This is a genomic window from Paenibacillus ehimensis NBRC 15659 (assembly GCF_004000785.1).
GTDB classification, from domain to species: Bacteria; Bacillota; Bacilli; order Paenibacillales; family NBRC-103111; genus Paenibacillus_G; species Paenibacillus_G ehimensis.
Genome location: NZ_BILX01000004.1, coordinates 1 through 23,789, shown reverse-complemented (window position 1 = coordinate 23,789; position 23,789 = coordinate 1). Strand labels below are relative to the sequence as shown.

General features: G+C 51.2%; 33 protein-coding genes. 3 read left to right on the top strand and 30 right to left on the bottom strand.

The annotated features are described in order from the left end of the window. Window positions 1-64: 64 nt before the first annotated feature. A complete protein-coding gene (locus PEH01S_RS03280; protein ID WP_025853212.1) occupies window positions 65-514 on the top strand; it encodes a helix-turn-helix domain-containing protein in 450 nt (149 codons plus the stop codon). Between the two features lie 163 nt (window positions 515-677). Continuing rightward, entirely contained in the window at window positions 678-869 is a 192-nt protein-coding gene (locus PEH01S_RS03275; RefSeq protein ID WP_051570661.1) for a helix-turn-helix domain-containing protein, read from the top strand. 343 nt (window positions 870-1,212) lie between these two features. Here PEH01S_RS03275 and PEH01S_RS03270 read toward each other — a convergent pair whose 3' ends face one another. The 6 genes from PEH01S_RS03270 to PEH01S_RS03245 form a co-directional block, all read right to left on the bottom strand. Continuing rightward, complete coding sequence (locus PEH01S_RS03270; protein WP_127483943.1) at window positions 1,213-1,656, bottom strand: hypothetical protein; 444 nt, start codon at window positions 1,654-1,656, stop codon at window positions 1,213-1,215. Beyond that, window positions 1,656-2,069: a hypothetical protein gene (locus PEH01S_RS03265; RefSeq protein WP_127483942.1), complete on the bottom strand. Its 414-nt coding sequence runs from the start codon at window positions 2,067-2,069 to the stop codon at window positions 1,656-1,658. Before PEH01S_RS03265 ends, PEH01S_RS03270 begins: the two co-directional genes overlap by 1 nt. 133 nt (window positions 2,070-2,202) lie before the next feature. Then, window positions 2,203-2,979, bottom strand: a complete 777-nt coding sequence (locus tag PEH01S_RS03260; protein WP_127483941.1) for an N-acetylmuramoyl-L-alanine amidase — start codon at window positions 2,977-2,979, stop codon at window positions 2,203-2,205. 14 nt (window positions 2,980-2,993) lie between these two features. Further along, window positions 2,994-3,518 carry a phage holin gene (locus PEH01S_RS03255; RefSeq protein ID WP_127483940.1) on the bottom strand — a complete coding sequence of 175 codons (525 nt, stop codon included), beginning with the start codon at window positions 3,516-3,518 and terminating at the stop codon, window positions 2,994-2,996. 19 nt (window positions 3,519-3,537) lie between these two features. Beyond that, a complete protein-coding gene (locus PEH01S_RS03250; RefSeq protein WP_127483939.1) occupies window positions 3,538-3,939 on the bottom strand; it encodes a phage holin family protein in 402 nt (133 codons plus the stop codon). Window positions 3,940-4,013: 74 nt separating this feature from the next. Then, window positions 4,014-5,210 (bottom strand): SGNH/GDSL hydrolase family protein, encoded by a 1,197-nt coding sequence (locus PEH01S_RS03245; protein ID WP_127483938.1) that lies wholly within the window; start codon window positions 5,208-5,210, stop codon window positions 4,014-4,016. A 120-nt stretch (window positions 5,211-5,330) separates the two neighbouring features. On the opposite strand from PEH01S_RS03245, the gene PEH01S_RS03240 reads away from it, so the two are divergent. After that, window positions 5,331-5,921, top strand: a complete 591-nt coding sequence (locus PEH01S_RS03240; protein ID WP_127483937.1) for a stalk domain-containing protein — start codon at window positions 5,331-5,333, stop codon at window positions 5,919-5,921. On the opposite strand, the gene PEH01S_RS03235 is transcribed toward PEH01S_RS03240, so the two are convergent. From PEH01S_RS03235 to PEH01S_RS03120, 24 genes are all read right to left on the bottom strand, one after another. Beyond that, on the bottom strand, window positions 5,915-7,933 hold the full coding sequence (locus PEH01S_RS03235) for a phage tail protein (RefSeq protein WP_127483936.1): 2,019 nt from the start codon (window positions 7,931-7,933) through the stop codon (window positions 5,915-5,917). The genes PEH01S_RS03240 and PEH01S_RS03235 overlap by 7 nt on opposite strands. Before the next feature lie 9 nt (window positions 7,934-7,942). Beyond that, window positions 7,943-8,461, bottom strand: a complete 519-nt coding sequence (locus PEH01S_RS03230; RefSeq protein WP_127483935.1) for a phage distal tail protein — start codon at window positions 8,459-8,461, stop codon at window positions 7,943-7,945. Continuing rightward, window positions 8,451-8,588 (bottom strand): XkdX family protein, encoded by a 138-nt coding sequence (locus PEH01S_RS03225; protein ID WP_127483934.1) that lies wholly within the window; start codon window positions 8,586-8,588, stop codon window positions 8,451-8,453. Before PEH01S_RS03225 ends, PEH01S_RS03230 begins: the two co-directional genes overlap by 11 nt. 2 nt (window positions 8,589-8,590) lie before the next feature. After that, window positions 8,591-8,905 carry a hypothetical protein gene (locus tag PEH01S_RS03220; RefSeq protein ID WP_127483933.1) on the bottom strand — a complete coding sequence of 105 codons (315 nt, stop codon included), beginning with the start codon at window positions 8,903-8,905 and terminating at the stop codon, window positions 8,591-8,593. Between the two features lie 11 nt (window positions 8,906-8,916). Continuing rightward, a complete protein-coding gene (locus PEH01S_RS03215) occupies window positions 8,917-10,332 on the bottom strand; it encodes a hypothetical protein (protein WP_127483932.1) in 1,416 nt (471 codons plus the stop codon). A 13-nt stretch (window positions 10,333-10,345) separates the two neighbouring features. Beyond that, entirely contained in the window at window positions 10,346-10,741 is a 396-nt protein-coding gene (locus PEH01S_RS03210; RefSeq protein WP_127483931.1) for a phage tail fiber protein, read from the bottom strand. A gap of 14 nt (window positions 10,742-10,755) precedes the next feature. Then, window positions 10,756-11,319 (bottom strand): distal tail protein Dit, encoded by a 564-nt coding sequence (locus tag PEH01S_RS03205; protein WP_127483930.1) that lies wholly within the window; start codon window positions 11,317-11,319, stop codon window positions 10,756-10,758. Continuing rightward, window positions 11,316-14,339: a phage tail tape measure protein gene (locus tag PEH01S_RS03200; protein WP_127483929.1), complete on the bottom strand. Its 3,024-nt coding sequence runs from the start codon at window positions 14,337-14,339 to the stop codon at window positions 11,316-11,318. The genes PEH01S_RS03205 and PEH01S_RS03200 overlap by 4 nt, the downstream gene beginning before the upstream one ends. A 195-nt stretch (window positions 14,340-14,534) precedes the next feature. After that, entirely contained in the window at window positions 14,535-14,882 is a 348-nt protein-coding gene (locus tag PEH01S_RS03190) for a hypothetical protein (protein WP_127483927.1), read from the bottom strand. Continuing rightward, entirely contained in the window at window positions 14,882-15,472 is a 591-nt protein-coding gene (locus tag PEH01S_RS03185) for a major tail protein (protein ID WP_127483926.1), read from the bottom strand. The genes PEH01S_RS03190 and PEH01S_RS03185 overlap by 1 nt, the downstream gene beginning before the upstream one ends. Window positions 15,473-15,476: 4 nt before the next feature. Next, on the bottom strand, window positions 15,477-15,800 hold the full coding sequence (locus PEH01S_RS03180; protein ID WP_127483925.1) for a hypothetical protein: 324 nt from the start codon (window positions 15,798-15,800) through the stop codon (window positions 15,477-15,479). Then, window positions 15,797-16,171, bottom strand: coding sequence for an HK97 gp10 family phage protein (locus PEH01S_RS03175; protein WP_127483924.1), 375 nt, complete (start codon window positions 16,169-16,171; stop codon window positions 15,797-15,799). Before PEH01S_RS03175 ends, PEH01S_RS03180 begins: the two co-directional genes overlap by 4 nt. After that, entirely contained in the window at window positions 16,164-16,469 is a 306-nt protein-coding gene (locus PEH01S_RS03170) for a phage head closure protein (RefSeq protein WP_127483923.1), read from the bottom strand. Before PEH01S_RS03170 ends, PEH01S_RS03175 begins: the two co-directional genes overlap by 8 nt. Further along, complete coding sequence (locus PEH01S_RS03165; protein WP_127483922.1) at window positions 16,466-16,750, bottom strand: hypothetical protein; 285 nt, start codon at window positions 16,748-16,750, stop codon at window positions 16,466-16,468. The genes PEH01S_RS03170 and PEH01S_RS03165 overlap by 4 nt, the downstream gene beginning before the upstream one ends. Next, complete coding sequence (locus PEH01S_RS34450) at window positions 16,741-16,899, bottom strand: hypothetical protein (protein ID WP_161782240.1); 159 nt, start codon at window positions 16,897-16,899, stop codon at window positions 16,741-16,743. Before PEH01S_RS34450 ends, PEH01S_RS03165 begins: the two co-directional genes overlap by 10 nt. After that, window positions 16,899-18,182, bottom strand: a complete 1,284-nt coding sequence (locus tag PEH01S_RS03160) for a phage major capsid protein (RefSeq protein ID WP_025849107.1) — start codon at window positions 18,180-18,182, stop codon at window positions 16,899-16,901. The genes PEH01S_RS34450 and PEH01S_RS03160 overlap by 1 nt, the downstream gene beginning before the upstream one ends. Beyond that, on the bottom strand, window positions 18,172-18,723 hold the full coding sequence (locus PEH01S_RS03155) for an HK97 family phage prohead protease (protein ID WP_307720066.1): 552 nt from the start codon (window positions 18,721-18,723) through the stop codon (window positions 18,172-18,174). The genes PEH01S_RS03160 and PEH01S_RS03155 overlap by 11 nt, the downstream gene beginning before the upstream one ends. A gap of 22 nt (window positions 18,724-18,745) precedes the next feature. Next, a complete protein-coding gene (locus PEH01S_RS03150; protein ID WP_025849104.1) occupies window positions 18,746-19,951 on the bottom strand; it encodes a phage portal protein in 1,206 nt (401 codons plus the stop codon). Next, window positions 19,948-21,684: a terminase large subunit gene (locus PEH01S_RS03145; protein ID WP_164827667.1), complete on the bottom strand. Its 1,737-nt coding sequence runs from the start codon at window positions 21,682-21,684 to the stop codon at window positions 19,948-19,950. Before PEH01S_RS03145 ends, PEH01S_RS03150 begins: the two co-directional genes overlap by 4 nt. Next, the gene (locus PEH01S_RS03140; RefSeq protein WP_407669414.1) at window positions 21,674-22,033 is read right to left on the bottom strand and encodes a P27 family phage terminase small subunit; all 360 of its coding nucleotides are present in this window, start codon (window positions 22,031-22,033) and stop codon (window positions 21,674-21,676) included. The genes PEH01S_RS03145 and PEH01S_RS03140 overlap by 11 nt, the downstream gene beginning before the upstream one ends. 74 nt (window positions 22,034-22,107) lie before the next feature. Beyond that, window positions 22,108-22,326 carry a hypothetical protein gene (locus tag PEH01S_RS03135; RefSeq protein WP_127483920.1) on the bottom strand — a complete coding sequence of 73 codons (219 nt, stop codon included), beginning with the start codon at window positions 22,324-22,326 and terminating at the stop codon, window positions 22,108-22,110. A gap of 23 nt (window positions 22,327-22,349) precedes the next feature. Then, window positions 22,350-22,538: a hypothetical protein gene (locus PEH01S_RS35990; protein WP_307720065.1), complete on the bottom strand. Its 189-nt coding sequence runs from the start codon at window positions 22,536-22,538 to the stop codon at window positions 22,350-22,352. Window positions 22,539-22,669: 131 nt separating this feature from the next. Next, window positions 22,670-22,876, bottom strand: coding sequence for a hypothetical protein (locus tag PEH01S_RS03125; protein WP_025849098.1), 207 nt, complete (start codon window positions 22,874-22,876; stop codon window positions 22,670-22,672). A gap of 109 nt (window positions 22,877-22,985) precedes the next feature. Next, on the bottom strand, window positions 22,986-23,216 hold the full coding sequence (locus PEH01S_RS03120) for a hypothetical protein (protein WP_127483919.1): 231 nt from the start codon (window positions 23,214-23,216) through the stop codon (window positions 22,986-22,988). Between the last annotated feature and the right edge of the window lie 573 nt (window positions 23,217-23,789).

The window sequence follows — 23,789 nt, the reverse complement described above, 5'->3', positions numbered from 1 at the left end:
CTAAATGTTCAGTCGGTGCAAGAGAAGCGAAAAAATAAAGTTTTGAGTGAGAGGAGCTTTACTTGTGAACGAGAATTTTGGTTCTTTTTTGAAGAGAAAAAGAGAGGATCGAGGCTACACCTTAGTTCAACTTGCCGAGGCATCCGGAATAAGCATCGCTCAATTGTCGCGGCTGGAGAACGGTTTGAGGGATACGCCAAAGCCTGAAACGGTGAAAAAATTAGCTCATGCGCTTGAAGTTTCCCTCGTTGAAATGATGGTTCTGGCGGGATATTGGGATCAAGAGGAGCTTTTGCACCCCATTGAAGGGGGCAAGGTGAAAGGAGATTCTGCTGCGCAAAACGCAAAAGACCCCGATCCAATTACGGATTCGGAGCCTTATCATGACATTCATATAGAGGATTTGGTCAAACATAACCTTTCATATAACGGTCATCAACTGACCGAGGAGCAGAAACAACATTTGATGAAGATTCTTTTGGCGGCTGCGGAGCTGCTTGGCGAGAAGAAATAAGCTCAAGATATTGCTTTGCTGCTGACACATCGATCCCTTTTTCTTGCAACATATCAAGATACTTTTCTAACTCTATTCTGTCGATGATACTCACCCGCCCCGTTGATTGAAAAATATTGTGAAAGGAATTGCACCGATGCCCCTAATTCGGGGGAGGTGCCGCTTGTCCGAATTGCTGGGAAATCAAATGTCGCCTGCTGAATTCGCGCGGCGCATGAAAGTCGAACGTTCGACCGTATCCCGATGGATATCCAAAGATCGAGACATGACATACGAACATGCGGTCATGGCTGCAAGAATTCTCGGGTGCCATGCGGAAGATATGTACGAATGGATCGAAACGGACAAGCGGTAGAGTGGGGAATTTCCGCTCCCTCCCGCGGGGTAATTGTTGCCATATAGACAACAAAATCATGAAAAAAATCAACCTGTCCGCTTTGGTCTGGTTGTTTTTTTATGTCGGCTCAATCGGACGTTTTCCATTATGTTCCCATTATATACGAACGGGCGTTCGCAATTCAAGACACAATTTTTCTTTTCATGAAGCAAGCCTCCTTTTGTGGGAATATTATCCTAGCATATTTTGTTGTACGCTTCCATTTGCGAAAAAGTTTCGAAATGCAAAAAATCCCACCAGCCGCAGCCAGTGGGAAAGTGTTCATTCGTCCGGGCATAAACCGGGAGCGTCCTGAAGGTTACTATGCATTTCTAATACGCACTGATCTATAGGTTTCCTTTGCAACAAGTCTATAGTCGGCCATAAGCTCGTTCAGGATTTTTTTTGCAATATAATCGATTTGCTTCATATCCCTTATCAACTCTTCGTATTTTGCTGGGAAAGTTTCAACAACTTTTAGGCATAAAGATGGGATTTTAAAAATCAAAATAAGTCTAGTTAAAATTGTAATTTTAACTTCTTTCTCATCATCCAAGTTATTTAACTTATTGGACATGAAAAAATATAGAAAAATAAAAGGTAATATTGGTAACATGAATATTAATCGGTTAAAAATAATTATAACTTTGGCAATCAAATATTTGGAATAGATGCCCTCATAAATAAGTCTAATGAGTAGTCCGATATTTGCAACTAGTATCATTGATGAAAATGTAACTAATAAACACAATAAGAACATCTTCATTAAGTTGATACCTCCTTTTGCTCTTTACCATCTACTGGTAACATATTCTGAATCGCTATTAGAGCTGGGTAGATAAATAAAAGGCATGAAATATTAAATCTGGATATCGTCCAATTTAAAAAATCAGGAAAGATAATAACTTCACCAAAATTGTCACTCAATGAAACTGCACCAAATAATCCACCAACACCAATAAATACAAAAAATATGCTATAAAAAATACACGCGCCGATAATCAATGAATATCTTCTCTTGCCTTTTTCTTTTGCCTCTACGTACTCCTTATAAAAATCATAAGTCATGGCAAGTGTGAAAACCGCAAGTGCTCTATAATAATCCTCTTTTGATTTTGGAGGAGGAGTAACTATTATGGAGGCACTAAAGAAAACAATCAGAATTCGAACTAACCACATGCAACATACCACCCATATTATTTATATGGATTAATCATAATACATTGCTTGTACTATTTCCATTATTTTCTCCAAATTAGCAAAAAATAGCCCCGCCAGCCTAAGCCAACGGGGACGGGCGATCCATAAGTAATCACCTCCGGTCGGGAGCAACGGAAGCTGGGTTATCTGCATCCACATCAATGCCTTGTGCCCGCGCATTGATCACAGCCAACAGATGAGTATACTCTCCGGCCGTCAACGTTCTGTCCAGAACCTTCTGGCACCATTGCCAGTCGATTTTCCCTTCGTTATATGCTTTACCAAGAATGTTGTATGCTTGTTTCCAAAACCAATCCTCCGCTTTGATTGCCATATCGTCTTCATCCTCCTCATTTTTCAATGCTTTGTATAACCGGCTCCATGGGAACTTTGGACCGGGGCAATTCGGTTTCCGTACCGGGTCAATCTGAAAATGGCCGATCACGTGATATTCATCGAAAGGAATCTCTTTCCCCCACGTCTCCCGGACGTACTGGCGAATGTACCGATGCAGCCAAACGGAAGCTTGGAACTGCTCCTCCGTCAGCTCGCCGTCCGTGCCTTCATGCTCAATCGATACCGTATACAGGTTCGGGTTGATGCCAATGTCTTTCACAATCGGTGCCGTGGCAAAGGGAATTCGGTCTGTCTTGAGGCCGTTTGCCCATGCCATTCGCTCAATCTTCACATACTGGTGAATGCGCCCGTCCTTCGCCACTCCAAAATGTGCGGAGCTAACTTGGTTTCCGGGTGAGCGAAACCAGTTATCCATGCTGCTCATCGTACCGGCGGATATGTGGTTCACGATAGCAACCGGGACGATGCCGCCCCGATCGTTTGAGTTTGTATGCTCATTTCCCTTCCAGATGATTTCTCTCGTCTCTTTCATGTGCCTGTTACCCCCTATGGTATCATCATAGTTTCCGATGCTGGATTCGTCGCCTGCGGGGTCGCTGCCTCTGTCGGCGGCACACTATTCCCCTGCCCTTCCGCCATTGCAAAGGCGCTCACAGCCGCCAGCAATTGTTGTACATGATCCGGCAGCGGCGCAGACTGTTGCTGATCTGTTGGAGCCTCCGTCTTTGCCCCCTGCCCCGTCGCCGCCTTGTGTAACAGCACAGCCTTTTCAATCGCGGCGCGGATTGCAGCCGGGTCCATTTTGATACCCATTTCGCCCAAGTGCGTGCTTGCGTATTGAATGGCTACGTTCAGCTTTTCCGCCCCCTTCTGCCCCGTCATAGTGGTTTCCACGAAGGCAAATGCTTCCTCTGCTACCTTGTGAAGCGTCTCCCGCTGCTGGCCGGTTGTTTTGGAATCAATCCAATTTATGAAATGCTTCTTCAACCAAAAGAACGCTGTGATTGCTACAGCAGAAAGAAGCCCGACAAAGGCTTGGGCTATGTCAGAAATATACGGTTGAAAATCCATAGACTATACACTCTCCTTTTCATTTTCCTTCTGTTCTTCCTTTGATCGCGGCAATGACATTTTTCAGCGGTCCAAGCGGTACGCCGAGCTTTCCGCCGTTTTCCACTATGCTTAGAAACTCAATAACGCTATACGCAATAACGACGCCGTCCCCGATCACTCCGTCTGACTTCAAAACTGATATTTCCACCAAATACACGCAGCCAACAAGGATAATGATGTACGTCTTCCGGATAAGCCCCGTGATGCCTATCCGGCTGCTGAGCTCCTTCCGGACGTAGCCGGCCATAAGTCCGGTGATGTAGTCAACAAGCATAAGGCCCAAAAGAATCGTGAAGGCGAGTCCAAGCCCGCCGACGACCCAAGAGATGAAGGCCCCGGCGACACCGAAGCCTGTCTTGAAAAACATTGGTTTGTCCATATACCGCACTCCTCCCTATCCGCCAAATTCCCAAACGCTTGGGAAAATGCAAATAGCCCCGATTTCTCGGAGCATCATAAATCGTTCAATCCAGCAGCCGTCAGGTTGCGGAACGTCATTTGGCCGAGCCAAACGGTTCCCGCGCCTGAAAAGTTGCAGTCCACTTGCAAGCCGGTTACACCAACAGGGGTCAAGAATTCGCCGTATATGGTACAAAGCTGCGTATCGCGGTCCCAATCATGGAGGAGGCCGAGCAGCGGCGTGTTGACATCCTTATCTTTGAAAATCATCAGCCCAAACTTCCCGGCTGGAGAACCTTCCAATGTGGCCTTGAACTTGAAGGAAGCCGCAACCCTGTCGCCCGGCTGGACGCCTGCCAACGTAGCCACACGATAGGTTGTCGTCGCGCCCGAGTCCGTCGCCCGGGTGCATTTGAACCATTTTCCGGCGACCGGCTCGCCTCCTGCCGGGTCTTCCAGGGAAAATGTAGCGCCAGAAGCTGCATGAACCGTCCAACGATCCGGCACGCCGTCTGAATTTGAATCCAGCGTGAATAAAGGATTCGACAGGAAGTTTGCTGGATCGTTCGCGGCTACAGAAAGAGGAGCCCTCCACGGAGCCGTAGCGCCGATGCCTGTCATGGTATCCGCAAACATTTTCCCCATGACTCGCGCCCCTAACGAATTTGGGTGAATTTGGTCCGCGTTGTACCCGGCAGTATAGTCCGCCGTCGTGGGGTTCACCAGCGCCGCATGGAAATCAACAAGCGGAATACCGAGCTTTGCAGCAAGCATTTTTATGCCTGTGTTCGTGTTCATGATGTTCCCTTGCTGGAATGCGCTGGCTCCGTTCCGAGGTGGCAACGTACACGCAACCGGCACCCGTCCGGCCGCTATGATCGTTTTGTAAGTCTTCGAAAGGTTGCGGATAATCGTCGGAACCGGGACGGCGTTGCCGACATCGTTCGTACCGGCCAACACCGCACAATAGTCCCATTTATCTTTGACGGCCAGCAGCGCCGGAAGATGTACCGTGTTGATCTGTTCGGTCGTATACCCTCCGGTCGCAAAATGTACGGCGTATCGAATTTGTTGGTTCAGGTACGCCGCAGCCCAATGGAAGTATCCCTTTGCATTGCGTCTGATCGCATCACCATGCTGCGCCGTGATTGAGTCGCCAAGAAGCGCAAAGCGGTTTCCACGAGGGCGTGACATGGACGGTCCGCTACTCGCGCCAACATATCCCGGGTTTCCTGTTCCGTATCGAGCCATCGAAAAAAAATCCTCCTTCACAAAATAAAATTAGTCCCGCAGAGAACGGGACTTCGAAACTAATCTATCCCTACCTCCGTAGATTGGTGTATAATTCCAATAAAGGAGGATTGATAGAGCATGAAAAAACTCGTGATCGGTCTTACATTAGGCATGCTGCTCGGATCGGCTGCTACGGCGCTGGCCGCAACAAACGAGACTGTCCAAGCTACCTTCGCAAAATTCGTCTTCAAGGTGAACGGCCAAGAACGGCAACTCCAAACTACCCCGCTTGTCGTGGATGGCACGTCCTATCTTCCGGTCCGTGAGGTCGCTGGGCTGCTTGGTTACGAGCTTAAGTATGACGAAGCAACCCGGGAAATCAGTCTGACCGGCGAGCCGACAAAAACAACTGAACCCCAACCTGCTGTATCAGAACCAAAGGATGGTGAAAATATGAATACTACTGCGCCAAAAGCTGACGAATGGATAGAAATCAAAGAACTTACTGAAAAATATGGAGTAAAAGCTACTTATGGAGAAAAAGGAACTATCACTAACGGTAACGCTACTCTGACATTCCCTTTAAAAGCCATCACAGTAGAAGATTCTTCTGCCACTATTTATCTGAAAAGTGACACCGATAGCGATGTAGAGCTAAAGATTACAAGCGGCAGGGCTTATCTCAGATACTCGGACGCTGTAAAGCTTGGTTTTATTCCCGCTCAATAATCCCCGCCACCGCGAGACTGTACAAATAATTGGGCTACTACAGTAGCCACGACACGCCCGAGATTATTGGGCGTGATTTTTATTTCGTGCCATCCACGACGAACTTTACCGCCCTCATCTTTTGCAAGAAAGGGGATGATATCCACATCCGCTGCGCCCGTCCCTAAGCCATGGATAGCGTTGCCGTCGACTTGAACCATTAGTGCCGATGGGGTGGGACCTTCGAAAATACCATGTACTATTTCATGAGTATGGTTCGGTATATCGACTTGGTGGCTATGATCCGGTATAGTTACATCGTGTGTGTGACTTGGAATCGTCACATCATGACTGTGGCTCTGTATCGTTACAGTATGGTTATGTGCTGGTATCGTCACATTATGGCTATGCGCAGGTACTGTTACAGTATGATCATGTGTTGAAACAATGTTATGCGCATGCTCTCCAGATTCCACGAAGACTCTGTATGTTCCATCCGCAAGAACAAAAACATCCCCATTGTTAAAACCGTGATTATGTCTACCCTCAACACTCAGAGCAGAAGGAACCAACGTTTGGCCGATCCCCCACATTCCTTGGTTAGACGATACAATTTTTTGACTATCTACTGTAGTTGTCGGCGTTTGCATTGGTTGGGTCGATGTTGTCGGCGTACTCCCTCCACCAGAAGTCGTGGTCGTCGTCGTGCCACCTCCCGCAGATGACGTTTGTACCCCGCCGCCGCCACTGCTTGTAGTCCGAGTCGTTGCACCGCCTGCAGCGTTTCCTTTTGAATATCCCCGGAACGGCTCAACTTGATAGGAGAGCCTTACCTTGTTAATCCTTGCGGTTTCTTCCGGCACATAGAACCGCATGATTGCCGGATGCTGTGGATCGCAGTTGTCCGCGAAGTCGTGCGAATCAAGGTTCGTCGCACCCTGAGCGTACACCTCATTGATTCGCTGCCGGTTTGCCAAGTCCGCGATGGTTTTCGATATATCCTGCGAGCGGTTGGCAATTTCTATTTCAACGTCTCCCGGCGCTCCGTACAGGTCCCCTTTTCGCACGTTCACAACTCGGGCCGTGACGTCGACGCCCAGCTCAGCGTCTTGAATTCGGATCATAGATCCCGTTCGAAACCGGTCAATCGGATCTTTCGTCAACCTGTACAACTCCGCCGCTTGAACCCGGTATGTGGTCCGTGGCGTCTTCATTTCGTTGAGCAGCGCTTGGCAGCGCGCAAGTAGCGTGTCCGGGAACTCGAATCGGCGGTCTACGAAGATCCGGGAAATCACGCCATACTGGGCCTGCGTATCCGCGTCGATATACGGCTTCCCAGCGTTCAATTCCGCGAACGTAAGCTGATTAACGCCCTCACCGTACCCGAGTCCGTACAGCCGTGTGCATAGGTTCGTCGGGTCCACCGTCTTCTCGATCCCTTTCAGATTCACGCCGTATCGGATGCGAGCCTCAATCTGGTCTGACGGGGCAATAAGGTTCAACCGCCAAGGATAAACCGTCGTGTCCCATGTCCATTGATACGTCTCCACGAACGGCTTCGGCACTGAGAAAAGCGCGCCGAGCAGGTTTTCATTTTCCCAGTTGTATTCAAACTGCCTTGCGAAAGCGACCGTCCCGAGCTGCCAGCGCTGCGTCGATTGGCGCTGCAGGATGTAGCGCAGCACGTCGGCCGTGTATACGCCCAGGTTCCCGACGGTATGGTATTGGAACATCACGTCATCAAGCAGCGTAGCAAGCACGTGCTCGCATTGGTACGTGATCGTCTGGCCGTCGTTGCTGCGCCGGGCCGTGTTCGGCGTGATCCTGAAAAGATCGATCCTGATATCATCCTCGAAGATTTCAACGAAGTACAGCGGCCTGCATTCGGTATTCTTTTCGTCGTTCGCTGGCAGGGTGAAGGATGCGGTCCACAAGGCATTGAGCGGCATCTCGTATCCAATCGAAAAGGCGTTCTCCAGCAGCGCCACGCGGCGCATATTCGTGTCATATATCGTTACAGCTGCTTTTGGCATGCGGTCCTCCTATACAAATTTGTCTCGATAGGTGATCCGGATCAGGACCGATCTGCCTGTTTCCGAATCGGTATACGTCAGGTCGTTCTCACCAAGATTCAGGTCAAAAAAATCGCCCTGCATCATGTGCAGAGCGTTGGCGCCGTTGAGCGTCATTTTCAGCTTTTTCGAGTCGATGATGATCCGATCCCCGGGCCGGAACTCACCGGAGAACTGGACGTAATCGACATGATAGCGGCTGCCGAGCGCGGTCAGCGTGCCGACGCCGTTCATGATGGCAGCGGTAATACGTTCCCGGATCGCGTCAGCAGAAAGCGTGCCTACGCCCTCCAACGCCGCTGAAAAGAAAAGCTCCCGAATGGCATTGGCTTCAAGGGTCCCGACGCCGGATAGGCCGATCTGCGCGTACACCTCGATATTCCCCGTCGCTTCAAGGCCGCCGACACCGTTCATGATGATGCTGCCAAAGATGTCTACCGAGAATGGCCGATTGAACGGCGTTCTGTTGAAAGGCGTTCTATTGAACATAGGCTTCTCCGGTGATCACTTTGTATTCCTCCGGTGTGATCACATTGAATTGAACATATTTTTGCAGTTGCTCCTTCGTCGCCCACTTCAATTCGTAGTACAGCCTGATTCTCTCGAAATCAGTCATGGCTACTGCCTCCCCTCAAGTTGGCGCAACTCCAAAGCGACCAATTGACGGCCGAGCAGTTCAAGCGCCGAAGGAGGTTCCGCCGGGCGGGTATTCCACTCCGCGTCTAGTTCGGCTTGCGTTCGCTCGACCAATTTCCCTTTTTGCATCTTGTATCTCAGTTGGCCGCGCTCGTTTCGGAGTTGAAGCGTAAAATGCCGTCCCGCGTTTTCGTCGATGCAAATATCCGTCGGCTCCGGCGATTCGAACGCGGACGAAAAGCCGTGAACGACAACCCCGGCCGCGTCGGTCCGTACGTAATGTTTGTATCCGTCCATGGTTTTCCTCCTTAGAGCTCGCTGTCCGCAGTCCATTGGAATGAAATACCCGCAACCGCGCCCTGGTGTTTGACTTTAAAAGCGGATGTCCCAACATTGGTAGCCCCAATACTTGGTGTTACGTTATGTGTTGGGTTATCCGAAACATCCCTTGTTGTTATTTTCCCAATGTTTCCAGCGGTATCATAAATGGTTATTGTCGGTGTAATCCGTTTTTTTACGCTGAACCCAACGGTTGGTATAACAAACTTTGTATTAGCATTATCGCTTGCGAGAAGGTGTATAGATCCCTCAGGAACTGCTGAACCCGGGAGCACATCATAGTTGTAGCTCTTTTCGAAATACCGCTGACACAGCGCTAACTCCTCCGCAAAACTCCGTGGCTGAAACGGAAGGGCAACGTCACCGGCGCAAAGCTGGACTTGGGCGAAGTCAAAATCACCAGTAGCGAATGTGCCGACCTCACCGGAAGGTATGGAGACGACGCTGTCATCCTGTTTGTAAGGAATGAAATAAAGCCCTAAGTAGTCATTCTTATTAGTGCCTAGAGTTTTTCCAGCAATAGATGGAACGTCGAAGGTAATCGTAAAAAACTGCCACGATGTCGTCAGGTTGATCGTTCTACCTCCGGGACAAGATACTGCCGGCGACGCGCTTCCGCCATCGCCGTAGTACTGATGTAAAGAGACAGCGATTTGCCGGGCGCTGCTTGATTTCGCCCAAAAGCTCGCCGTACATTTTTGCCCGGCGAAAGTATACACGGACTCAATAAATTGGGAAAATCTAATGAATCCGGACGACGTGCCCTTATTGCCTAACGCCACTACACTCAGCCTTCCGAAATATTTGGGATTTCCCGGTACCGCGGTTTGTCCTGCCGCAAATTGTTGCTGCGACATGGTAAAGCTAGCTGTCCCTGTGCCGCCAACCCCCGCGTAAACCTGACCTATCCATCTATCCAATCCATACCCATAAGCGTTTTCAGGACCGAAACTGCCCCCATTTTGCGTGACGGATACCCCGCGTTGTGCCACGTCGAATCCGCCGTTGATAATCGCTTGTCGTGAAATAGAGCGCAGCGGAAGTGCGGATTCAGTGGCATCCATACGCGCCCCAAGGTCCTGTATATTCCCGCGAAATGTATCGTGGTCATAGGCCGTGAAGTACCTCGCAACCTTTATGCCAGCGCTCCATCCCTTTGCAGTGCCTTGGAATCCTCGTGTGATCCCCGTCAGGCTGTTCCCGCTCTTCCCCGTATACAGAATCGTTTCTGCCGTCTCATCGCTGCCGATCACCGCGAGGTTCGGCGCGGCCGGCAACAGAGAGGCGTCAGCGACCGCGATAGTCGTCTGTGTAGCATCGACAGCGGCGGCCAGCTCGGTTTGAAGGCTATTGACCGCTGCAGGGTACATCGTTTGTTGTGGCATCGTCCTCTCCCTCCTATCGCAGCGTCAGCACGAGGCTATTTGTAAGCAGTTTGAACCGGTCGCCGGAGAGGATCGTCCGTGGAGCGGTCAGCGCGCCGAAGTACAGCAGATTCCCGCCCGTGGCGGCGTCTCGTATCCCAATGTGTGTGACGGTCCCCCAATCGGCCGTAGCAACCGGAAACTCAATGTCGGCCGAGTTTTTGATGGTTTGCTTTCCGTTTTCAAGCGCCGACGCCGTAAAAGTAACAGTTTTCCGTACGTAAGCCCCGCCGCTCACTTCCTGCCCCGTATCTGCAGCCATCGGGTCCGACGTGTACAGGGCGATATAGACCGTGTCCGGGAAAGTATAGGCTGTGTTGCGGAAGACTCCATTAAGCAACCTTGAGGCTAAATAATCGCTTACGTTCAAGTTGGCCCCTCCTCCTATTCAACCAAGTATTCATTGACAATTTTGAAAGTCCTAATCGTGGACGTCCCCACATTTGTAAGAACAATGACCGGCTGCGTCCGAACATTCCCGCCTGAATCGATTTCAAACGAAAACGGCGATGTCGTAATGGTTGTTTCGTATATCTTTTCGGGTCCGTATGCAAACGGATCATAGGCAGTGAAGGGAAGCGAGAATACGCCGGTACCGATGATACGATCAATGTCGAACGAGCCGACAAAACGGGCAATAAAATACTGATCAGGACGTTCCCGAAAGCGTAGCTCCATGTCACGCGGCCGACCGTAGCTATCGACCAGATGCGCTGCCAGAGCGACCACCTTCTGCTGGAGCACGAACGCATCGCGAGTCAAAAATGCACACTCAAGCACAAATTGACGCGGACTAAGATCAGCCCCGTAATCCCAAGCTCCATGTCGCCCGGGGATGGTGACGGTGCGGTCCACGGTACCCGGTAGCGCCGGACGCTTGGACGTGCCTTTCACGACAAACCCTAAATCATCGTTCGACTTGCTGCCAAGCCAGACCATGGACGTCATACCGTCGCACCTCCCATCCCGCGCTGTGCTTGACCGGCCAAGCTCCAAATTTCGCGCATCATCTTCCTGATATCGTCATCGCTCCGAATGTTGATATTAGCCCCTGCAAACATTCCTTCGAAGTTGATAATGCTTCCTCCTCCGCCCGCTGTGGATGCGCCAGCGGCTTGCACTGACGGGGCCGATACACCAGCCAATACCCCAGAGGCGGCGGCAGCCATATCGGAAGCTCGTTGTCGTACGTCAGACACCGTATTGCCTATTCCTATCGCAAAACCCTCTCCGGTGTACTCGCCCAGAGTTTCCATCACTCGCGACGGAGAATGGATGTCCAATGCTTTGCGGATTCCGCTGGTGATCTGATCCGCGATACCCCTGATTGCATCTCCGACTTTGCCCGTCATATTTTTGATTCCGTCTATCAGTCCTTGAATCATGTCTTTCCCGAACTGGACCATGGTGGAAGGTAAATTCTTGATCCATTCAATCGCTTTTTCTATTCCCCCAACGATTGCATCCCAGATCGTGGTAGATACCGTCTTCATGGCGTTCCAAGCGGTCGTGACATGCCCCTCAATCACGCTGAGCGCCCCTGAAAATACCTTCTTGATGCCTTCCCATATTTGCCCAAGAGCAGCCTTGAGGTTGTTCCAAATTGCCTCAGAATCGGACTTTAACTTTTCAAAATCGCCAGTAACGAGGTCAACAATCAGCAGGATTGCGCCGCCGAATATGTTCTTGATCAGATCCCATACGCCGCTGAAATATGTCTTGATGCCGTCCCAAATCTGCACGAAACCTTCTTTTGTGCGATTGAACCACTCGACACCGGTATCCTTGATCCATTTCCAGACCGCTTCAAGGCCAACTTTGATATCTTCCCAATGCCTGACGACCATTAACGGGATGGCTAGAAATGGAGCAAGTAAAGGAATGAGCAAGTCTCCCCATTTGGAAAAGAAATCTTTGATCCAGTCCCAAAGAACGGATAACCCTTCTTTGATCGCATCCCAATGTTTCGCGATAACGAGTGGTATACCCAGAAAAGGGAACAAGGCAGCCGTGACTTCTGCGCCCCATCCGCCGAAAAAATTGTCGATCCAGTCCCAAAGACCAGTGAAAAACTCTTTGATCGTGTCCCAATTCTTGATGACGAGATATGCTCCTGCAGCCAAGGCCCCAATAGCGGCGATTGCAATGCCGATTGGACCAGTCAGTGCAGCCATGACACCGCCCGCCGCCGCTATAGCACCAGATGCAGCAGAAAATGCACTCATGATCGATCCGACCGCGCTGACGAGTTGGCCGATAATGACCAATGCGGGGCCTATCGCCGCAGCTATGCTGGCAATCACAGCCACAACGCTTTGCGCTGCCGGTGACAGGCCGGAAAACCAGTTTGCCAGCTGCTGAATGGCCGCAATCAGGGGTGGGAGAATGATTTGGGCCATATCAAGCATCGATTTCCCGAGGGGAACGAGGTCAGCTTGCAGGTCCCGCCAGAATTTTGCAAGCTCGGTGCCAAAGTTATCCCGGGCGGCCTGTCCGGCTTTTTCAGTCGCTCCCTGAAATTCCCCAAGCGCGCCGATCCCGCCGTCCAGAGCAAGAACGACATCTTTTTCGAGGTCTTCCCACTGCGTCCCAAAAAGGGCCACGCCGATCGTGTTTTGCTGAATCGGGTCTTCAATCTCTCGCAGTTTCTGGATCACGCTGACGAGTGCGTCCCGCCCTTTTATTGAGCCGTTGGACAGGCCGGTCAGGATCTTGGTCCCATCCCCCATGATGCTTTGCAGCGCCAGGTAGGCATCTTCCGACTTTTTACCTCCGCTTTGCAAGTCCGCCACCAATTGAGCTGCAGTCTCAGAGGATACTCTCTGCAGTAGTTCCATGTATTCCGCAGAATTCTTGGATCCGGTCATGAGGGCTTGGGTAAACTCTTCGATGTTATCCGGGGCAAAAAGCATTGAGAGCGCCTCAGACGTGCTGTCGCTGCCGTCTTTGATTCGGATGTTGAACTCTTTCAGGGCATCCCCGACCTTGTCGAGGTTGAATGCGCCGGACTCGGTTCCCTTGATCAGAATCCCAAGCGCATCGTCAGCCGATATCCCCAATGCCTTGAATTGTGGCGCGTATTCCCTAAGGGTATCCAGCAACTCCCCTGAGAAATCCCCGCCTTTCTGGAATCCCAACGTGATCAGGTCCATGGCGGACTGACCATCAACGCCGAAGTTTTTCATCAGGACGGAGGCCGTCCGCGTTGTCTCGTTTACGTCAGCGTCAAATACTTGCTGCAGCGTGAGTGCGCTTTGGGTCAACTGGGATAGCGAAGCGTTGTCCAACCCCTGAATATTCTGGCCGGTCGTCGCTAGCGCGTGGTTGACTTCCTCCAGCGATTCCCCGAAGCCGTTCTTCCAAATATTCAAGCCAGCTTGTGAGAGCTCTGCGGCTTTTTCTGCCGTCAGTCCAAGACGGGCCTGCATCTTGCCTGCGGCAGCGTCAACATCAGCGGCCGTTTTCCCTGCTGCAATTCCAATTCCGGCTATGGGGGCCGTCAAGCCAAGAGACAATTTTTCCCCGATACCACTGAATTTTTCGGAGCTTTCTTTCAGCTTGGTCCCCACTTCACCAGCTTTGTCTCCGAATGACTTCAACTCGGGTCCGGCCGCTTTCAGACGATTCTCTAAAGACTGCAACTCTTGCGTTGTTTTGGCAATCTCACGTTGAAACGCCCGGTACTGCCCTTCGGATATCTCGCCTCTTGCAAATTGATCGGCCACCTGTTGTTGCGCTGCTTTCAGGCGGTCCAGTTTTTCACTTGTATTCGAGACCGCATCGCTCAGAAGTTTTTGCTTCTGCGCAACCAGTTCGGTGTTTGTCGGGTCCAGTCTGAGCAGTTGCTCCACTTGTTTCAGCTCGGATTGAATGTCCTTGCTCTTTTTGTTCACATCGGATAGGGCAGCGGATAGCCCGGTCGTGTCCGATCCGATGACGACGTTAATCCCTTTGATTGTTTCGGCCATGGTCCCGCCCCCTATCCTCCGTAAAATGCGTCTATGTCCGCTTGCGTGGCCTCTCTCGGTCCCTTGTCTCGATTGCCAGCATACGCCTTTGCAAGTGCAAGCAAATCCCTGACGCGAAGCTCATTCATTTCACCGAAACTTAGACCAACCTTTTTGCCGATAGCGAGAAGGTCGATCTCAATTTGATCACTTACTTCATCGTCGCTTGGCTGCTCCGGACTTGACTCCGGAACGAAAAAAGCCCGATGTTGCCTCCTCCATGGCCGCAGCAAGGACATCTTGATCCGAAAGGTCGAAAGAATCCAGCGAAGCAATCCACTCCACAAACGAAGGAAAAGACTTTCCGTAAGCATCTGCTTTCGCCATTGCCCAAATGAGCTGCAAGAACGATACGGAATCCAATTGACTAGGATCACGCCGGACTTTATCCAGCTTCAGCAGATCGCCAATAAGGTCCGACTTGAATTCCTGCTTGTAAAAAAGAAGAGCCAGAGGGGTCGCCCTGACTCTGACCGTTTTTTCACCAATATTCAATTCGCGCATTAGGTTCCGCTCCCTCCACCAAATGTTGGCATGTAGACAGCATTGAAAAAGCTGTTATATGCTGTCGCATTTGTGTCGCTTAGTTCCAAATCACCCTTAACGATCATCTTACCGCCGATCTCAATCGGGGAAATAGTCGTATTCAGGACGTCCGTGGTCACCTCAAGGTTCTCCGCTTTCGTTTTCCTCTCCTTCGCCGGGCGGGACGCTTGGCAGTCGTAGTATACGAATCGGCGGTTCTTCTTGTCGCCTTGAATCTGCCCGAGTAAGGCAAATTTTTTCGGCATCGCATCCGCAATTTCGACCAACATACCGTTGCTGTCGATCTCCCACCCGAGCATTTCGGCCAAGACCGCATCCGGTACAAGTGCCATCTCAAGCTCGGCAGTATACCCGTTGTTGGCGGTCGCCACGAAATATTTTGTGTTGTCCGCGTAGAACGCGGTTTCTTCGCCAACCGTCGACGGCGTCCAGCGCACAGCTCCTGGAATCGGGGTCGGCGTCTTCCATGCCGGTTGAGTCGTGGCCGAGGGGTCCACAAATGCGACATGAACCTTCTCAAGGCCGAATGTTACCTTGTTTTGAGACATGCTGTCACCCTCCTATGAGTTGGATTTCGTAAATGATTTGCCGGATACCCTCTTCATCTAGCCATGCTTCCACTTTGGAATATGGCAGACGCAGCTCCTTAAGCTTGTCTTGCACTCGCTTCTCGATAGCCGGCTCCTTCTTGGTCGTGTATAGCTCGACCTGAAAATTGCCGATCTCCATATAGTTCTGATTATCTGCCACTATGTCGCTTGAATACGCGAATTGGTATGTGATGAACGGCGGCGTCGGAGCCGGTTCTTCAAAGCCGCCGTACGCTACAGGCATGCCGAGCAACTTCAAGGATTGGTATAATTCCGCTTGCGTCATGTCCCGCCTCCGTTGCGTATAATCCGCTTAACGCCGTCCTCCAGTTCGCCGACGTGCTTGTCATAGGCTGGCCGCAAATGAGGATACGCCTGAACACGCCCGCCGCCGAGCTTGGCATGTCCGAATTCAAGTAGATGCACCCGACGGTGGTCCTTCTTGTTCCACACATACCGGCGGTTGCCCTGCTTCGTGACCTTGAAGCCTTTCGCGTATTTCCCCGACCTCTTCGGCGCTTCTGCCGTTGTGGTCGCCCGTATGTTCTCCGCAACCTCGTCGACTTTGCGGTCGATCGCTTCGCTTACGTCCTCCGTATACTCCCGGACAGCTTTTGTGATCGCGTCGGCCAGCTGGTCAACCGATATGTCAGCCATTTCCGATCACCCTCTCGCAGGTAAGTTCCAGTTCCTCAAAGCCGGTCGCATACGTGCGAATGACGCGGTAACGGCTCCCCTCGAATTCGACTACCTGTTCGCCGCTGTATTCGTATGCATGGACGACCAGCACGAATTCCGGCCGCAAGCCAGCAGCAGCCGCATTGTAGAACTCGCTCCGGCTGGCTGACTTCTTGTCGCACAAGATTGCCATCTTTGTCTCGACCGGAATCTGGTTGCCGATCTCGTCCTCTTCGAACGTCTGCCCGATCAGCGTAACCTCATAGTCGTAGGTCATGGTGTAGCACCGCCCGTTCCTGAATGGATGATCAGGTTATGGAGGCGATACTGCAGGTGTCGCGGCATCGCGCCGGTGCTGTCCCGGCTTTGATACCGCCATGTGGCCAAGTCCACACAAAACATGAGATGGTTGGCATTGTCAGGCTGCAGGACGATCCCTTTTTCGTCTTCAAGCTCTCGAACAACCCCATTGACAATATAGGTCAAGTATCCGTCACGGATCGCCATGCGGATACCAAGACGTTCTTTCACGATAGATACGATCAAAGCTACGTCCATCCCATCGCCCCCTTGATGGTCGAAATGATGTCTGCTTTCAGCATGGTAGACGACACCCCTGTGACGCCATGGTCCTCGGCGAATTTCAAGAGCTCGGCCTTCGTCATGGCGTCAAGATCGGGCTGTGTCTCGGGGCTGCTGAAAGCCATTAGGGGTTTGTCGGCTCTGTGATCGTGACAAGGGCGAACGCTTCTGGGCGCACTGGCTTGCCGTCGAACCGCCCCTTGCCACGGAATGCCATTTGGTCCTCGACGAATTTGACGTGTTCGGACCGATCAATGCTGATATCTTCGCGCTCAACGAGTGTATACTGTTCAAATTCGCCGAAAATAACTTCGTCTAGCGGCATGTTTTGGTTAAACTTGACACGCAAACCACAAAGATCTGGTTGTTGCAGATTCGGCAATTTCCCGACTACATTACCTTCGCTATTGACGTTGATCGAATACTCCAGCAGGCGATTGTAATACGTTTGCCGTTTCATCACAGCAACGATTTCCCCCACACTATCATCGCCCGTATCAACCAACGATACCTGTTTGAGAAGGTTAACCAACAGTTTTGCATCAGCTTCGACGGTTACCTTGTTCCCAGCTGGGATGGCCGGGATGATGCCGGTAGGTTGCTTATTCGCCGACCCTTCGCCTTTCAAAATTGCCAGATCCAGCGCCTTGGCAATAGCGCGAGCGATCTTGCGAACGACATAATCGTCAAGATTGATGATGCTGTCCTGCAACAGGTAATTATCGACGAACGTCACCTTGCCAACTTTAAATCCGTCGAAGTCGACATTTGTAATCGTTCCGACGTCGCCCGTTGGAAGCGACGATTTCATTTCCATCCATGTCGCCGGAGCAGTATCGGTATCAATCAAAATACGAGCGGTACCACTCACGCGGATTTTATCGACCAGCGGATACAGCGTCGTGTAGTCGCCGACGATATCCATGATCCGATTAATGACGATATTAGGAATCGTGAGCTCTCCGCCGGTAACAACGCGCAGATTCTTGAATTTCTCGTAGAAATCGCGGACCTCTGGAAGGTGATAATATTCCCCAGTTTCAAGCATTTTGCGGACTTGTGCGATGTGGTATTCTTTCGTCATTTCGTTCCCACCTCTTCTTTGAGTATTTGCAGAGCGTTGCTGATCTCTAGGGTCATTCGCATTGAGTTGCTCAAGCTCGCCTTCAAGTTCGGCAATCTCGCCCTCAAGCTTGGACTTCTTTTCGTCCAGCTCGGCCTTCTGAGCTTCGAGTGCCGTTACTTCTTCTTCAACGGCGGCGATTTCCTCGTCGGTCTTCGCCTCCTCGACGGCAGCCTCCAGTTCGGCCGAACGGGTGTTCAGTCCGTTCTCCTGCTCCAGTAGTTCGGCAAGCACCGCCTTCCGCTGTTCGATTTTCTTCCCCAGCATCAATTGTTTAAGAGCCATTTCCTTTTAACCTCGCTTTCAAGTTGTGTTTTCGCTGCTCCAGTTGCCGCTCGCGGTGTTGTGCAACCTCGGCCTTCCGGGCCTGAACGCCAGTGTCGGCATACGCCGGGAACGTGACGACGCTGACCTCATGTAGGTCGATCTCGCGAATCGTCCACTTCACGGTACCATCGTCGCGCCAGTCCGTTTCTTCTCGAACGATGTTGAAGCCGAAGCTGCATTGGTCCACATCGCCGCGTTTCACCCGCGCGTACAGGTTCATGGCATCTACGTCGTCTGGGTTGATCTTGATCCGGCCCCAAAGGCCGTGACTGTCCGTTTTCAACTCCAGCGTTCCCGCCTTGTTCCTGCCGAGGACGAACATCGTTTCATGATTCGCGAGAGCCCGGATATCGTTGCCGAGCGTCCGCTCGAATGCTTCTGGCGCGATTTCCTCGAAGGCTCCCGGCCATAGTTCCGTTTGCCGGTTGAAAACGGCGAAGTAACCCTCGATGACCATGTCGTCGCCATCGGCCGCGCGCGTCTCTAACTTTGTCCGCAAGCTGCGAGTCTGGCGTATTTCCCTATCCATTGCCATCACCTCCCCCTTGGTTTAATTTTTTCTGATCGCCAAGTTGACCCGCAGGAACATAGTTTTCCAGTACGATCAACTCATGCATCTCCGGGTCTGGGCTCATGCCGATCCAGTCGCGCAGCTCGTTGCGACGGAGCGTGTTCCGATCGACAAGCGACGTTCCAGCCGTCACCAGATCTATCAAACTGTACGAATAAAGCGACCGCGCATTAAACCGGAAGAACAAGTCCGGAGCGAACAGCAATTTCCGCGTCAACTCCTGCGCTATACCAAGAGCTAGCGGGCCGATCCGCGTTTGAATGAACGCGTTGTACTCTTCCTTATCGAAATTTCCGACGCCAACAAAAAAGGCCGGAACGCCAAGCATAGCGGCGACCGTCCTTTTGTCGATTTGAACCGATTCGTGTATGGCTATGTCCTGCAGGCTGAGCGGCCGTATCTGGTCAATCTTGATTATCGCTTCCGGGATGATCCACGGTTTTCCGCTTTTGCCGTCGCCAAGGTATTGCTCGATCAGTTTGTCGCGTGCTGCTTGGTCCCGAAACTCCGACGTATCCGCGTCGACACTTACGATGATGGACGGCCGCCATTTATCGCCCATAAACGCCTTCTTGGTTGTTGCGGCCTGTTTGAGATTGCCGACCACGTCCTTGAGAATCAGGCGATACCCTCGGCCAATCCAAGGCCGGTCCGGGTCCGGGTTGATTCGGAAATGTAAGATCTCATCATGATTGTACAGACGCCCTTGGATCGATACTTGATAGCGCGTTGTCAGGCCAAGGTCGTTTTCAGGTAGAGTGGGGAATGTCACCCTACTTGGCGGAACCGGAATCAGTTCGTCAATCAGCCCGTCGCGGGTCGTCGGATAGACGACACTGTTACCGTCGCCTTCGAGCAGCATCGTGTGGACGATGTAATACATCCATTCTTTGCGGCTCATCAAGCTGTACGGATTGATGTCGATCTTTCGCGACAACTCATTTCGCACCCGGATGTCGCCCTCGTCAGTGTTACGCATCAGGTGAATCGTCATGCTGCTGACCAAGTCCGCAATACGATCGATGGCCATGCGCACCTCGGGATTGTCTGAAAGTCGTACATATCCTTCCGGGACCAAGATGGATGGATCGCCTCCCGCCATAAAAATCCCGATTGGCGTCGGATCGGACCGTGTTTGTCTCCGTTTTTTGCTCACTCTGTCGTGTCACCTCCTTTGAGCCAATCATCCTTGGCTTTCCCTTTGTCTGTATCCTCGATATACCGGACGCAGGCAAACACGGACGCATCAAAAAGGTCGATGCGCTTTTTCTCATCGACCTTTTCGTATTGGATCATGTCATCGGTTTTTTCAATTGCATGGACGTTTTGAACACAGTATTCGTATGCCTCACTGTTCAAATAGTACAACTTCCCAGACTTCACTTTTTGTTCGATCCTGCGGAAGCCTTGGCTTTTCCTCCAAAAGTACTGCGGCTCGTCTACTAGCTTGAAGCCCGCCTTCTTGGCGTCGCGGAAGAACTCGGCTGAGAATTTCCTGTCAAAGCCAATCTGCCGGATCTTGAAGCCTTTCCGCTTCATCGCCACGAACCAGTTGACAACCTCCGCATGGTTCGTGATAGGCGTGTTGGTCATCGTCAGCCAACCGTCGTCCATCCAGCCGAAGAGCGGTATGCCGTCTTCCTCCGCCTTGGCCGTCGCCGCGACGATCGGGAACCAAGCGTGCGTGATGACGATTGCGATATCCTCGTATTCGCCATAGAGCGCCGCCGCCGTCAAGTCATGCAGCTTCGCCATGTCCGCGCCGCCGTACCAGTTGATCGGCAGCCGCGCCAGCTCCTCCAGCGTCCATGTATGCTTCTTGTTGCTCAGCCGGAACTCGTGAATGTCGAAGTACGCAAGCATCGCAGACGTGTAGATATTGAGCGACTTGGCAAGGAAGTCCTTCCGCTGTTGTGGATCGTTCTGCGCCTGCAGCGCGTCGTTCATGATGTCTTCGGGCCGGATCGTGACGCCGTAGTTTGGATTCGCCTTTTCGTGCTGTTCTGCACTGGTATAATCCACGTTCCCGCGCTCGTCCTGATCCGCCTTAGCGATGAAGATGAAATAGGCCTCATCCCGGTTCGTGCCGTCCATAATCTTCTGGCAGTACTGCAGCCGCTGGTAGCAGAAGCTGCTCATGTCGTCCCCGGCCGTCGTGATACCGATCATGAGCTTATTGGTGTATGCCTTCATCGACTCTTTGATGATGTTGTATTGCTTCGGACGTGTGTAGGCGTGAAGTTCGTCCGCTATGGCGATGTTGCAATTGAGCGAGTCCTGCCGGTCCGGGTTAGCTGCAAGGGCCTCAATGTATATCGATCCGTCGCCCAGGTCGCCGGTGATGCTGTGTTCTTGGTTGTTGTTCAGGATTCGGAAATTTTCTTCTTCGCCCATCCTCTTGAGATTGAAAAGGATGAACTCGAAAGCCTGCTTGGACTGTTTCAAGGCGTGCGCCGTGATGTAGATCGTGGCACCGGATCGGCGACTTAGTAACGCGAGCGCCCAAGCCAGCGCGGCGACAAGCCGGGTTTTCCCGTTTTTCCGGGGAATAAAAATAAACGCCTCTTTGTATCGGCGTTCGTTGGTCCCGGCCTTGAAGAAGCCCAGTAGGTTGTAGATGATGAATTTTTGCCACGGTTCGAGCAGGAACGGTTTCCCGCGCAGCGGCGTGCCGTCCAACGTTTCGCCCTTGTCATGGACGAACGTGCGCTCGATGATGCCGACAACAAACTCCGGGTCCTTGGTCCGAAACTCATATTCCGGGTTCTCAAGATCCTTCAAGAATCGTCGGCATGCTTGGACCAATTCTTTCCCAGCGATCTTCCGGCCCTCGACAATGCTTCTGGCGTACTCCAGCACAACATCGAGGTTGGGGGATTCATTTTTCAATGGCACTCAGCGCTGCAGCCAGCGCGGATTTCTTTTTCGTCTCGACAGTGATTCCGTCGATGATCTTCGGATTCAGGCAAAGCCGGTCTGCGTACGCCAGTATGTCTTTTCGGAGGGATTCGAGCGTCGCAACGATCGGGGCTTTCTTTGCTCCCCCCTGCATTGTCTCGACTTCGAAAGCATATCCGCTATTCTCAAACTGCTTCGTGAGTGCCGCATATTGTTCCCGGAGCTCAGCGTAAATTTCGATGATCGGATCATACTGCTCCTTGTATACGCCGAGCGTTTTCATGAGTGCAATCGTTTCGCGTTTAATCCCCGATTTCTTTTTCGCCGCCAACTCTCTCACCTCCCGAAAAAAGTTTTCCAGACCTCGCACTATTGGAAGAGGGGCCCCAGCCCGGTCCCCACGGCCCTCCAAAATCAGCCTTGAGGGTGGGGGGGTACCTGCTGGAAAATGGTTCGATCCTGTTCTCTCCACAGATCGATGGTGATTCTTTCTTTTCCAAATCGCTGATCTTCCAATAAAGTCATATGTTTTAAAATTCGTTCCAACTGCCTTTCTATCGTTGATTCGTAGTTATTTTGTGCTTCAACTAATTCAAGCTTGATGAACCTTCTTAATAACTCCCACTTATCCATGATCATTGCCTTCTCCCTGTTTTTCATCCATGCTGCTCCCTCCATTCCTCGAACTTGTCCCTTGCCTTCTCCTGCCACTTCCTGCCTAGCTCCGTCAATTCCCCTGTCGTCCGGTCATGCATGGCATTGTGCTGCTTCTCGCAAAGGGAAAGCAGATTCCAGTCCACCAGCGCCAGCTCCGGATATTGCTCCAAAGGATAGATATGATGCACCGTTGTCGCCGGTTCAGTCTTACCGTACCTTTTGCTCTCTTGGCACATATATTCATCACGTCTCAGTATCTTCTCTCGCTTTCGTTTCCAGCGTGTCGACTTATAGAATGGATCGGCTGTCTTTATCTCGATCACCCCTTAAAGTTGCCGAATTCATTAATAAGCGCTTTTTGGTCAGTTTCGTATGCCTCCAGCAATTTCGCCAGCGCCAGTTTCGTAATCGTTGCTATATTGACCTTTTTGTCTGGATAGCTTTCATCTAGTTTGTTCATGATGTCTTGTAGCCGGTTATCATCCGTCTCCGGCAAATGAATGATGATATTGTACCTTACCTCCATAATGCCACCCCTAGTTGGCGATGGTAGGCCTACAAAATGCCCGTATAAAGACGTTAGAAACACCGTACCAACCCGTACCATTAAATCAGGTCCTAGCGTCCCTTACGTGTCAATCTGGACGGCAATAAGGTGTATCACATGAACCGCATGACATGCAATCCGTTTCGGTGTCGGCTTCGTCCACCTTCACGGCCAGCCCGATACTTTCGAGATATTCCATCTCCAGTTGAAGAACGCGCTCAATTACTTCCCTAAGCTCCAATTCTTCATCCACCATTTGGTCGTAGATGTAATCGACCAGTGCTGCAGAGTCAACGAGTACATATTCATCTTTATTCATTGCGCGGCACCCTTTCACATTTGTGGTAAAAGAAAACGCCACGACATACCGTTTCCGGCGCTCCGTGGCGTTTCTCAATTCTTCGATGATATAAATATAGCATGTCTAAAACCAAGCAACACATCTTATTCCCGTTTTTTTTCCTTCTTTTTTTCTTCAAAAGTGAGAAATTGGCAAACCGGCAGCATGACCGGTAGGTTTCGGCCTGCTAGGGCCACGTCAGGCGGTTCCCAAATCCTTAATTATTCACTTTGTTGCCTTTCCAATCCGTTCACTCAAAGCTGAGTATTCTTCCACTCTCGATGTGTAAGAGGCTATGAGTCTTTCCTTATCTTCGATTGTAAGATTCATGGCCTTCGACTCAGAAATATCTTTAATGCTTTTTTTTAAACTCTTTTATAGATTCTTCGAGTGCCATTTTAAGAATGACAACTTCTTCTAAACTAAACGTGCCTGTCCAGAAATCTTTCCACATCCCCATACCACCGCTTACCTCCCGCATTATTTGGGGGCCGAAGCCCCGTTTTTGAACATCTTCATTGCTTAACCCTATGCTACACTACTGTTATTTAG